This window comes from Pseudomonas sp. FSL R10-1339 (assembly GCF_009600545.1).
Lineage (GTDB): Bacteria > Pseudomonadota > Gammaproteobacteria > Pseudomonadales > Pseudomonadaceae > Aquipseudomonas > Aquipseudomonas bubulae.
Genome location: NZ_WIVQ01000109.1, coordinates 1 through 15,102 on the forward strand (window position 1 = coordinate 1; position 15,102 = coordinate 15,102).

Here is a 15,102-nt window from a genome sequence, read left to right on the forward strand (position 1 = left end):
TTCAACGCTTTGTATATTCAATATACCATTTCAAGTTGAAGTAGCAAGAGCCAGTCTCGAAATTTTCTCCTAAAAAAACTAAAAATAATTTAGAGGAGAAAATGAATAATGTACAATTAAGACTTGAAAATACGCTAGAACTATACAAATCAAAACTTCCAGCCAAGCCATATTATGCTAACGATTATTCGTTTGGTAAAAAAATCGGCTCAATAGAAACTGCTTTAAAGTCGAACCATATTCAACCGAACTCCAAAACTCATAAATACTTTATGATATTTGATTTGGATAGTGATATGAGCGTCTTGGATTGGAGTGACAAGGGATTGCCTGCTCCACAACTGATAGTAAGAAACCAAGAAAATGGACGTTCTCACATGACGTACATACTTGAAACATCAGTCAAGAACGATGTGAGCGGTCATTTAAAGCCTATAAAGTACTTCTCTGACATAGAGCATGGTTTAGCCGTAAGAATTCAAGCAGACATGAATTATAATGGGCTTTTGACTAAAAATCCATTTCAATCAAAAGCCTATAAAGTCTTCTCGTTTGAAGATAAGCCGTATGATTTAGGCTATCTAAATGAGTTTGTAGATAAAGAGCTTGTAAAGTACCAGAAGGAAGTCAAAAAGACACAACATATTGAAGATGGTTTTGCGACTGGTAGAAATTGCGCGCTCTTTGAAAACCTGCGTATCTGGTCATATACGAACTGGCACAGATACGATGAAAATGACCTGCGTACAATGATTTTTGAACAAGCATTGATTTTTAATAAGTTTGAGTGTCCGTTAGACCATAAAGAGGTGGAAGTCATATCAGATAGTGTTTATCGCTTTATAAGCGGTAATTTCTCGATAGAGAGACTTAATGAGTTGAAGAGTAATAGAGCGAAACAATCAAGACAGAAAAGCAAAGGGAATGTGATTTATACGGGAGAGAAGCCTTGGGAGAAAGAACAAATTCCATCATCGACTTATTATTACAGAAAAAACAATGGTATAAACATGGGCCGACCGGTAACTTCAAAGGAAAAGCCCTGGGTTAAACTGGGTATCGGAAGAACTAAATGGTACGAACTTGGCAAGCCTAGTTTTATCTAACGCGGACAAAAGTTGGAATTTAACTATATCAGGGATAATAGCCCGTAGGGGAAGTTTTCTTGGCAGGGAGTTCTGCACACACACCAATAATTTTCGGAAAACCAAAAAGCCCATTAAAGGGCTATGTAGCATATTAGTTACGAAACAGCCTAATCAATATCTTTAAAGGCCTCCTTGGCTTTCATTACAGCAATAATTTGCTTTATTTTGCTTTGACTCTCCCCTAAAATTTCAGCCATTTCCTTATGGTCCTTATCTTGGGATAGCATTTCTTCTACTCGTTTAGGGAGAATTTCTATTTTATAAACAGAGGCCGACTCTCTGGCGATTTTACCTAAATCATAGTCTGATATTTCAGCATCTAAAACTTTAGACGCCAAGCTTTTTCTTTCTCCAATATTATTTGCAAGATAAAAATCCTCATGCAATGCAAGTTTTTTAGAAAACCCATTAATCTCCTCATCGGTCAGATAGACTGGTTCGATATAAGCACTATCCCAATCATCGTCCTCTCCATCATCATCCTGCACTGGCTCGATTGAGCAAATCGCTCTCAACTTTGAGTTCTTTGTATATTTAACGCGAACCAATGACTCGTTGAATATTAAGTGCACTACTACTGCAATATATTTACCCGCACACTTTTCCTGAAACTCTTTTACATCTACTTCTTTGCCAACGTTTTCTGCATGCCCAATTAAAAAGTCGAAAAGAACACCTTCCGAATAGTTTAGTGTTCCCTCATGACACTCCATCGCGACAAATGAAGGTCTATTTACGGACATCCATTCTAGGAATGGCATATCAAGCTCTGCGTCAACTGTCACCAGCTTGCGAGTATTAGAAACAACACCTTTGGCAAATGGAATACTCTGCTTTACGCAGTACTCTTTAACTTCTTTCGTGAAACTAATTAACCCATCAATTTCAGCAGAAATATCACATTCTAATATTTCTTTCAGCATGGATTCTAGGACTTCGCTCATTCCAGCACCTGTAATTACCTAAAAATGTATCGCCATTAAAGTTAAGCTGCGCCCAAACCCTAGTTACGACCTTAATCTTTAACGTAAGGTATAATTTGCGCTATTCCACTTATTTCCGTTTTATTCAAACACTTCTCTATCAACCCCTTCGAACCAGAAACCCGAAGTTGAATTTTTTCTGCACTAGCTAATACCTTAACAACTTCTCGATTTACTTGAAAGTACACATTCTCTGTTACACCATAACTCCCTACATCTGTGCTAGCCCCAGGAATTCCTTTTAGCTTCATCGGCACGCCGTCAACTAATAAATCGAGACCTTGTTTGGCATCTAGAAATTTCCAACTGGGGCCAATGTACTCAATATTCAATGCATTTGTGTCACCAGTACCTAAAAAACCTATTTCTACGGAGTAATAAAAAGCGGAATCTCCGGGACAATTCGCGGGATATATCCCACTAAGCCTGTATTGCTGTACCTTGGTATACGGGTCTATTTTGGTAATAAATAGAGGTTGTTGTGTTGCACAACCACACAAAATCGCAGCCCCTAAGAGCACCATTAGGTTTTTCATCATTAGTTCTCACGACACCTAAGTTAAACCGAACCGTTGATTTCACTTACCTCTTTGCTCAGTTGCTTGACAACGATGCTCAGTAGTTCTGGAAAACTCGAATCATAGAAACGAGCTTCGGTTCTGATTGATGGCCCCATCGAGAGCTTATTGACTCCAAACTTCTGTCCCTCCTCGGTCAACTTGCGAAATGACTTGATTTCACCAGACCCAGTTGAACTTTCATACTCGAAATTTTCAGCATGGCCTACTTTAAGCAATGCGTTCATGATCGTGATTGCGTCAAGCGACACACAGTGTTGAGCAATCAATGCTTTCAGAGATTTGGTTTGAGTGCCCACAGTGTCTTCCTTTGATGAGTGGCTAATTGCCTTCATCATCGCCAGAGCACCGCTTTAAAGCAAGGGAATACATCGAAGGCGAACGCCGTAGCGTGGACCAATCAAATAAAGGCGCAGAGAGGCCAAAGGCGAGCAATTTGTGACTGGAAGGAGGGACAAAAGCGCTTCGGTTTTTTTCAGGCAAAAAAATAGCGACTCATAACAGGGGCAAAATTTGATGGTCCAAATTTTGCTACAAAATCCTGCTACAAATCGCTATTTTCAAAATCCTTCAAACCATTGATTTGTAAGGACTTTTAGAATGTGGCGGTGAAGGAGAGATTCGAACTCTCGATACAATTTCTTGTATACACACTTTCCAGGCGTGCTCCTTAAGCCACTCGGACACTTCACCGTATCTCTTCAAACAAGTTCTGTCTGTCGAGGCGCGCTAATGTAGTCGAAAGCTTTCGATATGACAAATGTTTTTTTCAGAATTTTCATGTGCTTACGAAAATAGTCCTTTTGGCGGTATGCCACGGGGGGGCGTTTCTGCCAAATTCCGGCACCGCAGCTTTGCCCGTTCAGGCAAAAACCCTGCTCCGCTGCCCTCTATATAGAAGGTGCAGGCCAATTGCATGACTCACCGGTCAGTCATGGCCCTTTACCTGGGCCACGGGGCTGGGTAACGTCTGCCCCACTTCATAACAAGGATTTGCGCCATGAGTGACTTGATTGCCTATCACCTGGAAGACGGTATCGCCACGCTGACCTTGAGCAATGGCAAGGTCAATGCCATCTCCCCGGATGTGATCACTGCGTTTAATGCCGCACTGGACCAGGCCGAGCAGGATCGCGCTGTAGTCATCATTACCGGGCAACCAGGCATTCTCTCTGGCGGCTATGACTTGAAGGTGATGACCGCCAGCCCCGAGCAAGCCATTGAGCTGGTCAGGCAGGGCTCGACCCTCGCTCGTCGCCTGTTGGCGCATCCGTTCCCGGTGGTGATTGCCTGTTCCGGCCACGCGGTGGCCAAGGGCGCATTTCTGCTGTTGTCGGTGGATTACCGTATCGGCGTGGAAGGCCCGTTCAGCATCGGCCTGAACGAAGTGCAGATAGGCATGACCATGCACCATGCCGGTATTGAGCTGGCCCGCGACCGGCTGCGCAAATCGGCATTCCACCGCTCGGTTATCAACGGTGAGATGTTCACCCCGCTCACCGCAGTTGACGCAGGCTTCCTCGACAAGGTGGTCAAGCCTGATGAGCTGCAAGCCGCAGCCCTGGAAGCCGCCCGCCAGTTGAAGAAGATCAATATGAGGGCCCACAGGAACACCAAGCTCAAGGTGCGCAAGGAGCTGCTGGAAACGCTGGACAAGGCAATTGAAGAAGACCAGCACCACCCGCTCTGACCCTCCCCCCCTGAAATACCGGTCCCGACCGCAACCTGCGGTCGGGATTGTGCCTGCCTGACGTCCCCCTGCAATCATTCTCAAACTGCTCTGGCCCGCCTCTTACAAAGCTCGTTGAAACAAATGCTAAAACTTCAGCTATCTCCTACTTGTATCGGGGTAATTGCTGAAGACAGTGCACATCCGTACACTGCGCCGACTTTTGTTTTGGCGAGCCTGTAAATGCTACTTTCGATGCGTATGTTGTTGATGTGTCTGCATTTTATGCTTGCAGGCGTACTGGGTGTAATACTGGGCATGTGCCGTCCCTTCAATCCGGACAACAGCCGCCTGTGCGCGCGCCTGTATGCCTGGCCGTCCCGCTGGATCCTGGGCTACAGACTCAAGGCCGAGGTCGGACCGTTGATGGACAAGCCGCAAAGCTGTGTGGTGATTGCCAATCATCAGTCCAACTACGACCTGTTTATATTCGGCAACGTGGTACCGCGCCGCACTGTGTGCATCGGCAAAAAAAGCCTTAAGTGGGTGCCTCTGTTCGGCCAGCTGTTCTGGTTGGCGGGCAACGTGCTGATCGATCGGGGCAATGCCCAGAAAGCCCGCAAGTCGATGCTGACGACTACCCGCACCCTGCAAGAGAAAGACACGTCCATCTGGGTATTCCCGGAAGGCACGCGCAATTTCGGCAAAACCCTGCTGCCTTTCAAGAAGGGCGCATTCCAGATGGCAATCACTGCCGGGGTGCCGATCGTACCGGTGTGCGTTAGCACTTATAGCCAGCACCTGCAGCTCAACCGCTGGCACAGTGCCGATATCCAGATCCGTTCACTGCCTGCCATCCCGACAGCCGGCCTGACCCTGAATGACATCCCGCAGTTGATGGAACAGTGCCACGAGCAGATGCGTGAATGCATTGAAGCCATGGACCGGGAACTGCTGAGCCAGAAAAACATTCACTTGCCACCCCTGTCCAAGGGCAACTCGACAGTATCCAACCCGAACCACTGAACCTTTGTCGTCTCAAAGTGGCCAATAGCACGCTAAGCTGCATCTTCGTGCCATAACCCTTTGAAGAAGAAGCGATTAGAACTATGGGGAGAGTTGTTGCTGCTGCGGTTTATAACGCAGGCAAGAAAGTCACCAATATCACGCTGGACGAAGGCATTGAGTGGGCGAAAAAGCCTGGTCACTTCGTCTGGATTGGTCTTGAGCAACCCGACGCGCAAGAGCTGGCCAACTTGCAACGCCAGTTCAACCTGCATGAACTGGCCATCGAAGACGCCCTTGAGCAACACAGCCGTCCCAAGCTCGAGACCTTTGGCGATGCGCTGTTTATCGTGATCTATTCTCCGGTTCGCCATGAAGGCAAACTGGAGTTTGTCGAAACCCATATCTTTGCCGGCAACGGCTATATCATCACCAGCCGCAATGGCCATTCAGCCTCTTACAAATCCGTACGCCAGCGTTGCGAAGCACGGCCGCTGCTGCTGGAGCATGGTGAAGACTTTGTGCTGTATGCCCTGCTCGACTTCGTTACCGAGAGTTATCAGCCTGTCAGCGAAGCCATCCATGCCGAAATCGAGCAGCTCGAACAAAGCATCATGGGCAATGCCCTGAATGAGGCGGACATCGTCCACCTGCATGGCCTGCGCCGCGATGTACTGCGTCTGCGCCGCTATGTGGCGCCCATGGTGGAGATCAGCGAAGAACTGCAGCGCCTGACCTTCCCCTTTATCGACAAGAACATGCGTCCTTATTTTCGTGATGTGCAGATTCACGTCACGCGGCAGATGGAAGATCTCACCAACCTGCGCGATGCCGCTACCCAGACCATTGAGATCGTTGTGCTACTGGAGTCTTCACGCCAGAGCAATGTACAGCGCAAGTTCGCCGCCTGGGCGGCCATCCTGGCGTTCCCCACTGCCGTGGCGGGGATTTACGGGATGAACTTCCAGAACATGCCGGAATTGACCTGGCACTACGGCTATTTCGGTGTGCTGGGGTTTATTGCGGTGGGCGTCACCGGCCTGTGGACCAGCTTCAAACGGTCTGGCTGGCTCTAACCCTCTCACCCTGTGGGAGCGGGCTTGCTCGCGATTCAGACAGCGCGATTGTTCAGCCAAACCGCATCGTTCCAATCGCGAGCAAGCCCGCTCCCACCTATATCGAGCCGGATATCAGGCGATCTGCGGCTTGTGCGACACAAAACGCATCATCCACTCGGCAACGGTGCGGCCATGATGATCCTGGCCCAGGCTGGCGATACCGCTGCTGTAGACCTGCTCGCCCAGATGTTCCTGGCGCAGGTCAAGCAAGGCCCGCGAATAGTCGTGGATAAACTCGGGGTGGCCCTGGAAGCACAGCACCTGATCATTGATGTGGTAGGCGGCAAACGGGCAGAAATCACTGGAAGCAATGACCGTGGCGTTCTCCGGCAAGGCCGTAACCTGGTCCTGATGGCTGATCAACAGCGTCAAGTCCTCGACCACCGGGTTCATCCACGGTGCCTTGGCAGCCAGTTTGTACTGGTGGGTGCCCACGCCCCAGCCTTGAGTGGCGCGCTCGCTCTTGCCACCCAGCAGCAGCGCCAGTAATTGATGGCCAAAGCAAACGCCCAGCAACTTGTCACCGCGCTCGTAGCGGGTCAACAAGTAGGTTTTGAGGGTTTGAATCCACGGATCGGTGCCAAATGAGTCCGCCTTGCTGCCGGTAACTAGGTAAGCATCGAACGTCTGGTCATCAGACGGATATTCGCCATGCATGACATTGAAAACAGTGAACTGTGCCGCGATTGGCTGCGTGGAGAACAGGCGCACAAACATTTGCCCGTAGCCCTGATATCGGTCAACAAACTCTGGACGCAGAATGTCGGTTTCCAGAATGCAGATGCGTAGCGACATAAAAGTACCTGGCACGATAAAGGCGAAAGTAATGATGACAACAGATCCGAGCCTGCCCTGAAAGGGTATTTGATGGCAAGTACTGAACGTAGTAATCGCCCTGCAACCCCTGAAAACGGGGGCCTTTTGTAGGACAAAACAGGGCTGCACTGCACTCCCTGACGAACGGTAGGGGGCTAAGAATATGGACACCAAACGGGCCCGTTGCGTCTAGATACGGGTCGGCAGGTCAGGGGTAAAAGATTTAATAGCGTTTTAGAAACTTACTGCACTTGGATGATGTTAAAGGGTTCTAAGCCATGTCTTATGGGGGCTCTAAGGTTAACCCTGTTGCCAGGGCCGCTTTCTTTTCGAGGCATTAATCTCTTGGCGCAGGCATTGTCGTTCAGGAAAAACAAAAAAAGGCAGATAGCCATGTTCAAACATACGAAAGTACGTCAAGCCGGTCTTATCCTCTTTGCTACCACCTTGCTGCTGATCTTGCCGAACCTGACAAAGGTTATCGGTTAGACATGCCAATATGCCGAAGACGTGCGCCCCTGCGCGTCTTCGCGGGCTAAAGTTGCTGGCTATAAAACAGAACGGCCGGCCCTGAGGCCAGCCGAGAAACGATCAAACACCTTTCAATTGAGCAGGCCACGCACCTCCTGCTTCACGCCCCAACCTTCGATAATTCCTCCCAGCGGCACGACTACTGCTTCAAAGTCCTGCTCGAAATCGCCGATGCCCCCATAGGTGGCATACATCACCTTACTCAACTCCAGATGCCATGCACCGTCATCTCGCACATTGATCTGCGCATTCAGGGACTCACCACAAAATTTTTGTGCAGCTCTGCGCGCCCGCTCCTCGTCCGGGAAGATCGCGTAAAACTCGATGGGATGGATACGTGAAAAATCAAAACCGCCTTCTTTCATGCGGCGCAGCACATAGCTGCTGAGGTCTTCTTGATGGGCTGTGCTCATGAAACGTCCTCCTCGCAATGGATAGACATTCAGCGCTCCCCTTCGGCAACAGTCGGGCCGTGACAAGGGAAGAAATAAGCATGTAGCAAACAAGATCAGAGCCAGTCGATTACTTCGCTGGTCTGGTTGCAGAGTAGCTCCAGGGTGCGGGATCTGCCAAGGGGGCAAGCCATGAATTTCAACAGGTTTTTTCGTTTGTCGGAAAAAACCGCGCCCGGTACCCGGACAGATGCGCTGTCCAGGACCCGGCTTGCGCTGCTGTGAGTTACGGCTTTTCAGCGCGCTCTTTCAGCCCTTTGAGGGTATTGAAAGGCGCATCGACCACAAACTTGTTGGCCAACCAGGAAGGCACGCTGCCGCCCGGCTCGGTGTGTACCTGATAGGTCACTTCGGTCAGGTTGTCACCTTTGGGCACCAGCTTCCAGAAGCCGTTGACCTGGGCAACCCGTACAAAGCCCTTTTCTTCCGGGATATAGGTCGGCAGGCCTTTGAGCGTGCGGGTCAGGCTGCCATCTGCGCCTTGGGTAGACGTTACCAGCAGCACCGAATCTCTCGGGGTAACCGGCCACGGTGTTTTGAACTGGGTGTAAGTCCAGCTCTGGTCGCCCTCATGCTTGAGCAGCTTTTGCGACTGGCACTCATGGATCCAGGCACAAGCGCTGGCCACGTCTTCCTGCAACTTGCTGATTTTGGCCAGTGGCGCCTTGATGGTCGTCACGCCCTGGTACGCCTTGTACTGGGAGCCGGCCACCTCACTCAGCGACACCTTGATGCCGTCCTGATCCTTGGCAACCTTCCAGTCTTCAGCCTGAGCCACACCCGCCAGCAGAGCGCTCAAACCACAGATCAATGCCACTTTATGCAACGAACCCATTGTCTTGTTCCTTATTGTTGAAGGTTTGTTCACTGGACACGAACACACTATGCAGCGGTCACCTGCTCCCACCAGCCAATCAGGTTGATGGCCTCTTCCCGATTGCTGCCGCACACCTCGATATCTGCCTTGAAATCACCACACACCGCAGGGCGTTGCGGCTGGCCGAATAAACCGCACAAGTAGTCGACAGAAAGATGCAGGCAGCGTTCCCCGGCAGGCTTGCCATTGGGCATACCGGGCAGCGGTGTACTGATGGAAGGGGCTATGCAGCATGCGCCACAGCCTTCACGGCAATTCATGACGTCAGCTCCTCGTTCGGGGCAAAGTGTGTTGATGACAAGGGATAGTACTCGCTGGAACAGGTGTTTGAAATTGACCGTTCAGCAGAATGTGCCGATAAATGACGGTGACTGATCAGTCAGTTTAGAAGGCTGTTTTACAGCGCTCGACACTTATTGTTTGAACTCGAAATCCAGTGCCGCACCTTCGATTTCATTGTGTCGATATTCATTGCGCAATTGCAGGTCCATTTCATTACTGAGCAAACGCCCATTGAGCTGAAAAGGACTTTCTTCGACAGACTTTTCGCCAAACATATTGGGCAGTAACGGTTTGTGCGCAGGCATGGCTACCGTGCCCAAGGGCCGCAGTTGCTTGACCATCTCGGGCGGCAGGCGCAGGTCGAGCTTGGCAGCAGGCAAGGGCTTTTTGGCGATTTCATGGGCCGACCGGGATTTTGTGGCGATTGGCTTACGCTTTTTGACCGGCGCTTTTTCTCGCTGGCGGCAGGTTTTGCCGATGAATGGACAGATTGCGTCTGCGCAGAAGTGGATGCGGGGAGCACCGGATCTGCTGTTGCAACGACTGCATTGAGCGCACTCAAAACACCCATCAACACAAGACTCGCACAATATGTCGCTTTCATAACTCCCACAGCTTTAACGGTTCAGGTGCGTATGCTCGCGCTTTACGCACAGGGGAACAAGGTAATTATAGTCAAAATGCCATACCGGCTATTGCCGAGCCACCATATAGACCTGCAGTTTCCTGGCAGAGCTGGTTGGCAAGCATGCCAAGCGTCATCAGGGCCCGCTCGGCTTCCCGATTCCAGGGCGTGCCGCAGTTTAACCGGATGCAATGATTGAACTGCTCGGTGTTACTGAAAATCAGCCCCGGCGCAATACTGATGCCTTGTTGCAGCGCCCGCACATGCAGCTCCTGGGTATTGACCCGGCCCGGCAAACTGACCCACAGGATAAAACCACCGCTGGGGCGGGACATCTGCGTCCCTTCCGGGAAATGCTGTTGCACTGCCAGCTGAAAAGCACTGAGGTTTTTTCTGTATTCCTGGCGGATATAGCGTAAATGGCGGTCGTAACCGCCATTTTCAAGGTAAGCCGCCACCCCCATTTGGGTCACGCTGCAGGCCGAATGGGTGGTAAAGGTTTGCAGGCGCTGGATTTCCTGCTGAAACTTGCCCGCAATCATCCAGCCGATTCGCACACCGGGTGACAGGGTTTTGGAAAAGCTCGAACAGTAGATCACCCGATCCAGGCGATCAAAGGCCTTCAAGGCCTTGGTGCGCCCGACCTCGAACATCAGTTCGCCATAGATATCATCTTCCACAATCTGGATATCAAAGTCCGAGGCCAGGCGTAGCAGCTGCTTTTGCCGCTCTTCAGGCATGGTCCCACCCAGGGGGTTGCTCAGGCGCGTGGTCAGCACCAATGCCTTGATCGACCATTGGTTGGCGGCCAGTTGCAGGGCTTCAAGGCTCATGCCGGTGGCCGGATCACTGGGGATTTCAATGACTTTCAAACCCAGCAGGTCAGCCAGTTGCAACAAGCCGTAGTACGTTGGCGACTCCGCCGCGATCAGGTCTCCGGGGCGGGTCAGCACCCGTAATGACATTTGCAGGGCATCGACACAGCCGTGGGTGATGATCACTTCAGACGGATCGACCACCACGCCAGCATCGCGCATGCGTATTGCCACCTGGCGGCGCAGGGGTTCGAAGCCGGGGCTGAACATATAGCTGAACGCCCGCGGGCTGTGAAAGCGGGTGACCTTGGCCAGTTGCTGGTGCAAAGCGCGTACAGGCAGGTAATCGACACTGGGCACCGCCGCTCCCAGCGGGAACACACCTTCGCGGCGGGACTCGACCAGGACTTGCTGGATAATGCTGCTGCGGGTGACCAGCCCCGGACGCTCGACACGGGCGATATCCGGAGTGGGTGCGGTAAGTGCCGGGGTCTGGTGCACATAATATCCGGACTGCGGCCGTGCCCGGATCAACCCCTGGTCTTCAAGATTGGCGTAGGCCTGCAACACCGTGGCATGACTGACGTTGAGCTGCGAGCTCATCTTGCGCACCGAAGGCACACGCTCGCCCGGCTGATAAACGCCACGCCGGATATCTTCAGCCAGCTGCTGAGCGATACGTTGGTAAAGCAAAAGGTTGGTCATGGCGCTGCACTCGATGTTCAGGCTTTGTTTTTATGGGGAACAATACCGGAACAGTTTAGAAGTGTACGGGCACAGTTGTCACTTATCTAAGCCGTACAGCGCGAGTGCGGGGGTAACTGTATGGGTGCGGACAATGCAGCTGTGGGAGCGAGATTTGCCCGCGATGGCAGCACCGCGGTACGCCTGGCACACCGAGCCGCTCCAATCGCGAGCAAGCCCGCTCCCACAGTCCAGGCAAATCCCGGTTTTAGCGAGCGGCGCCCAACTGGCCTTTTTCGTCCGAGAAGACGATTTCAACACGACGGTTCTGGGCCCGGCCGCGCTCACTGGCGTTCACATCCACCGGGTACTGGTCGCCATAACCTTCCACCTGGATGCGTTTCTCGTCGATACCCAGGTCGATCAGCACATCCGCCACTGCCTGGGCACGGGCCATGGACAGCTTGAGGTTATCCTCCGTGCCGCCCGTGCTGTCGGTGTAACCCTCAATCCGCACAATGCGCTTGGGGTTGAGTTGCAGAAACTGCACCAGTTTGAGAACCGTGCGGTTGGCCGAATTTTTCAAATCGGCTTCGCCTGTATCAAACAACACGTCACCCAGGGTCATGACCAGGCCACGATCGGTCTGGGTCGTGGCCAGGCTGACGATTTGCTCTTCCAGCCATTGGCCCTGCTGCTGAACGCTTAACAGCTTGGCCTCCCGCAAGGCCAGTTGCAGTCGCTGACGCTCCAGCTCGAGCTTGGCCGCGCGCTCTTCATTCAGCACCTGCTGGGTGTGCTCACGGGCGATTTCGCTGTAACGCTGGCTCAAGTAGGCGTAATGCGCAACGTCATCACCGCTGCCCCAATAGCTGGACAACCGGTCAGCACGCGCCAGGGACTCACCGGAGCGGATCACGTCCTTGGGAGCGATGCGCAATACATTGGTATCTTCCTTGACGGCCTGGAAGTCGGTACCGGCCTGCTGCAAGGCCTGCTGGCTGTTGTGATGGCCGGTGCAACCGCTCAGGCCGATAGCCAGCGCCCCCATGTAAGCTGCGGACTTGAGGCTCATTGCGCCTCCGCCAGTTGTTTGCGCAAGCGCGCGATACGGGTATTGAGCACGTTCAATTGTTCCTGGCTTTTTTGCGTCAGCACACGAGCTTCAGCCAAGCGGGCGTCAAGCTCCGCCTGTTCGGCCTGCATGCGCGCGTCCTTGTAAGATTCATCTGCCATATCGGCCAGCGCTTGGGCCAACTTGTCTTCGGCTTGTTTAAGCTCGGCCAGGTCATCGGCTTTTGCACCCACCGCCTTGGCTTGCTCCAGGGCCTGCTCGGTCAAACGCAATTGTTCATTCGGCGCAGGATCGGCTGCACACCCCGCCAGAGCCACAACGGCCAGGGCAGCGAAAAGAGGTCGAATTGTCACTAGGGATTCCTACTGTTTTGGGGCGCTGAGCGGTTGTTGCAGCTGGGTTTTCCACCGCTCCAGATTGCGTTGCACTACCGCCTCGGTCAGGCCGGAGGCGGGCAATTCTGTCATCTTTTTGGCGAGCTGTCCGCGCAACCACGGCTCATTACAGGCTGAGTCATGGGAAACAGCCAAAAACAGCCCTGGCTGATCGACAGGTTGCGGATGTGCCAGCAAATCATCGGCGATGCCCAGGGTTTGCGCAGTGACCATACCGGCATAACGACCGGCCAGTACATACTCGGCCTGCCCCAGCAGCAGCTTCTGAAAAGCCTGGGTCAACCCGGGCTGGGGCTCCAGGGTCAGTTGATGACGGGCAAACTCATTGAAGGTTTCGCTTAAACGGGCCTTTTCCGAGACCGCGCCCTTGTGCCCATGCAAGTCTGCGGGCGTTTCGTAGATCAGGGGAGAATCTTTGCGCGTCCACACCAGATAATCGTTGCGCACCAGCGGCGGGTGGATGTAATCGAAGGAAGAAAGCCCGGCCACGGTCAGCGGAGCATCGAGCAGCAAGTCCATGCGTCCGGTACGAACCTCGTCATGGGCCTGGGCACGCTTGCCGCCATAGAGCACTTCAACCTTGATCCCCAGCTCGTGGCCAGCCTGCTGGATCAGGTCGGCACTGGCGCCGATCAAATGGGCAGGGTCGGCCGGATCACGCCACAGGTAAGGCGGGGCATCGGGGCTGCCGGTGACGATCAGGCGTTCGCATTTGCCCGCCGCCTCGGACAGCAATGGCAAAAACACCAACCCTGCCAGCAGCCTGCTGATCTGACGCATATCCATACCCTACACTCCCTCCACACAATTGACAGGCATTAAAAAGCCCGGTTACCCGGGCTGTGAAAACAGGCAGGACACTGAGTGCCCTACCCTTCCCCACGCCCCGGTAACCGGGCCCTTTATAAGTGAAGCAACTGGATTAAACCAGTTTCTCCAGCTCAGGCACAGCTTCGAACAAGTCCGCTACCAGGCCGTAATCGGCCACCTGGAAGATCGGTGCTTCTTCGTCCTTGTTGATCGCAACGATCACCTTGGAATCTTTCATCCCGGCCAGATGCTGGATCGCGCCGGAAATACCGACCGCAATGTACAGCTGTGGCGCAACGATTTTACCGGTCTGGCCAACCTGCATGTCGTTGGGTACGAAGCCTGCGTCCACAGCGGCGCGGGATGCGCCAACAGCAGCGCCCAACTTGTCAGCCAGGGTGTACAGCAGCTTGAAGTTGTCACCGTTCTGCATGCCACGGCCGCCAGAAACCACAACCTTGGCTGCGGTCAGCTCAGGACGGTCCGACTTGGCCAGCTCTTCGCCAACAAACGACGAAGTGCCTGCATCGTGAACCGCTGCAACCGCTTCAACCGCTGCCGAACCACCTTGCGCAGCAACCGGGTCGAAACCGGTGGCGCGTACGGTGATCACTTTGACCGGCGCAGTGGACTGTACGGTGGCAATGGCGTTACCGGCGTAAATCGGACGAGTGAAGGTGTCGGCGCTAACCACCGAAATGATCTCGGAGATCTGATCAACGTCCAGTTGCGCAGCAACGCGCGGCAGGATGTTTTTGCCGTTGGAAGTAGCTGCAGCCAGGATATGGCTGTAGCCAGCGCCCAGCTCTGCAACCAATGGCGCAACGTTTTCAGGCAACTGATGGGCGTAGGCCGCGTTATCAGCAACCAGAACTTTGGCCACACCAGCGATCTGCGCAGCTGCTTCGGCTACAGCGCCAATGCCCTGGCCTGCAACCAGAACGTGGATGTCGCCACCGATTTTGGCGGCAGCGGCAACGGTGTTCAGCGTGGCCGGAGCCAGTGCCTTGCCGTCGTGTTCTGCGATTACCAAGATAGTCATGATTAGATTACCTTCGCTTCGTTTTTCAGTTTCTCGACCAGTTCAGCCACCGACTTGACCTTGATACCCGCGCTGCGTGCAGCCGGGGCTTCCACTTTCAGGGTCTTGTTGGTCGAAGCAGTCGAAACACCCAACGCGTCTGGCGTCAGTACTTCAAGCGGCTTTTTCTTGGCTTTCATGATGTTTGGCAGGGACGC

At 52.9% G+C, this 15,102-nt stretch carries 16 protein-coding genes, 1 tRNA gene and 2 pseudogenes; 4 read left to right on the forward strand and 15 right to left on the reverse strand.

From position 1 onward, the window contains the following. Nucleotides 1-101: 101 nt before the first annotated feature. Complete coding sequence (locus GHO03_RS21245) at nt 102-1,106, forward strand: replication initiation protein (protein ID WP_153400482.1); 1,005 nt, start codon at nt 102-104, stop codon at nt 1,104-1,106. Nucleotides 1,107-1,255: 149 nt separating this feature from the next. Here GHO03_RS21245 and GHO03_RS21250 read toward each other — a convergent pair whose 3' ends face one another. From GHO03_RS21250 to GHO03_RS21265, 4 genes are all read right to left on the reverse strand, one after another. Continuing rightward, nucleotides 1,256-2,092, reverse strand: a complete 837-nt coding sequence (locus GHO03_RS21250) for a hypothetical protein (RefSeq protein ID WP_153400483.1) — start codon at nt 2,090-2,092, stop codon at nt 1,256-1,258. A gap of 71 nt (nt 2,093-2,163) precedes the next feature. After that, the gene (locus GHO03_RS21255; RefSeq protein WP_153400484.1) at nt 2,164-2,670 is read right to left on the reverse strand and encodes a hypothetical protein; all 507 of its coding nucleotides are present in this window, start codon (nt 2,668-2,670) and stop codon (nt 2,164-2,166) included. Between the two features lie 20 nt (nt 2,671-2,690). Further along, nucleotides 2,691-3,008, reverse strand: coding sequence for a hypothetical protein (locus GHO03_RS21260; RefSeq protein ID WP_153400485.1), 318 nt, complete (start codon nt 3,006-3,008; stop codon nt 2,691-2,693). Between the two features lie 304 nt (nt 3,009-3,312). Next, a tRNA-Ser gene (locus tag GHO03_RS21265) sits at nt 3,313-3,402 on the reverse strand. Between the two features lie 307 nt (nt 3,403-3,709). On the opposite strand from GHO03_RS21265, the gene GHO03_RS21270 reads away from it, so the two are divergent. The 3 genes from GHO03_RS21270 to GHO03_RS21280 all read left to right on the forward strand — a co-directional run bounded on the left by GHO03_RS21270 (nt 3,710) and on the right by GHO03_RS21280 (nt 6,459). Further along, nucleotides 3,710-4,399, forward strand: coding sequence for a crotonase/enoyl-CoA hydratase family protein (locus GHO03_RS21270; RefSeq protein WP_095019389.1), 690 nt, complete (start codon nt 3,710-3,712; stop codon nt 4,397-4,399). Nucleotides 4,400-4,621: 222 nt separating this feature from the next. Beyond that, on the forward strand, nt 4,622-5,404 hold the full coding sequence (locus tag GHO03_RS21275; protein WP_095002261.1) for a 1-acyl-sn-glycerol-3-phosphate acyltransferase: 783 nt from the start codon (nt 4,622-4,624) through the stop codon (nt 5,402-5,404). Between the two features lie 83 nt (nt 5,405-5,487). Next, nucleotides 5,488-6,459 carry a magnesium and cobalt transport protein CorA gene (locus GHO03_RS21280; protein WP_095002262.1) on the forward strand — a complete coding sequence of 324 codons (972 nt, stop codon included), beginning with the start codon at nt 5,488-5,490 and terminating at the stop codon, nt 6,457-6,459. A gap of 114 nt (nt 6,460-6,573) precedes the next feature. Here GHO03_RS21280 and GHO03_RS21285 read toward each other — a convergent pair whose 3' ends face one another. From GHO03_RS21285 to GHO03_RS21335, 11 genes and pseudogenes are all read right to left on the reverse strand, one after another. After that, entirely contained in the window at nt 6,574-7,296 is a 723-nt protein-coding gene (locus tag GHO03_RS21285) for an amidotransferase (RefSeq protein ID WP_153400486.1), read from the reverse strand. Nucleotides 7,297-7,919: 623 nt separating this feature from the next. Further along, nucleotides 7,920-8,261 carry a ribonuclease E inhibitor RraB gene (locus tag GHO03_RS21290; RefSeq protein WP_016779973.1) on the reverse strand — a complete coding sequence of 114 codons (342 nt, stop codon included), beginning with the start codon at nt 8,259-8,261 and terminating at the stop codon, nt 7,920-7,922. A gap of 265 nt (nt 8,262-8,526) precedes the next feature. Beyond that, nucleotides 8,527-9,135 carry an START domain-containing protein gene (locus tag GHO03_RS21295; RefSeq protein ID WP_095020313.1) on the reverse strand — a complete coding sequence of 203 codons (609 nt, stop codon included), beginning with the start codon at nt 9,133-9,135 and terminating at the stop codon, nt 8,527-8,529. A gap of 47 nt (nt 9,136-9,182) precedes the next feature. Continuing rightward, complete coding sequence (locus GHO03_RS21300; RefSeq protein WP_016779971.1) at nt 9,183-9,437, reverse strand: YkgJ family cysteine cluster protein; 255 nt, start codon at nt 9,435-9,437, stop codon at nt 9,183-9,185. Between the two features lie 153 nt (nt 9,438-9,590). Beyond that, nucleotides 9,591-10,063, reverse strand: a pseudogene (locus tag GHO03_RS21305) (translation initiation factor 2). Between the two features lie 71 nt (nt 10,064-10,134). Continuing rightward, on the reverse strand, nt 10,135-11,604 hold the full coding sequence (locus GHO03_RS21310; protein WP_095002266.1) for a PLP-dependent aminotransferase family protein: 1,470 nt from the start codon (nt 11,602-11,604) through the stop codon (nt 10,135-10,137). Between the two features lie 247 nt (nt 11,605-11,851). Then, on the reverse strand, nt 11,852-12,658 hold the full coding sequence (locus GHO03_RS21315; RefSeq protein ID WP_095002267.1) for an OmpA family protein: 807 nt from the start codon (nt 12,656-12,658) through the stop codon (nt 11,852-11,854). Next, nucleotides 12,655-13,011: a DUF4398 domain-containing protein gene (locus GHO03_RS21320; protein ID WP_095002268.1), complete on the reverse strand. Its 357-nt coding sequence runs from the start codon at nt 13,009-13,011 to the stop codon at nt 12,655-12,657. Before GHO03_RS21320 ends, GHO03_RS21315 begins: the two co-directional genes overlap by 4 nt. 9 nt (nt 13,012-13,020) lie before the next feature. Continuing rightward, entirely contained in the window at nt 13,021-13,839 is an 819-nt protein-coding gene (locus GHO03_RS21325; RefSeq protein ID WP_095002269.1) for an ABC transporter substrate-binding protein, read from the reverse strand. A 136-nt stretch (nt 13,840-13,975) separates the two neighbouring features. Continuing rightward, nucleotides 13,976-14,905 carry an electron transfer flavoprotein subunit alpha/FixB family protein gene (locus GHO03_RS21330; RefSeq protein ID WP_016779965.1) on the reverse strand — a complete coding sequence of 310 codons (930 nt, stop codon included), beginning with the start codon at nt 14,903-14,905 and terminating at the stop codon, nt 13,976-13,978. Nucleotides 14,906-14,907: 2 nt separating this feature from the next. Next, nucleotides 14,908-15,102 (reverse strand): annotated as a pseudogene (locus tag GHO03_RS21335) (electron transfer flavoprotein subunit beta/FixA family protein); the annotation flags it as partial.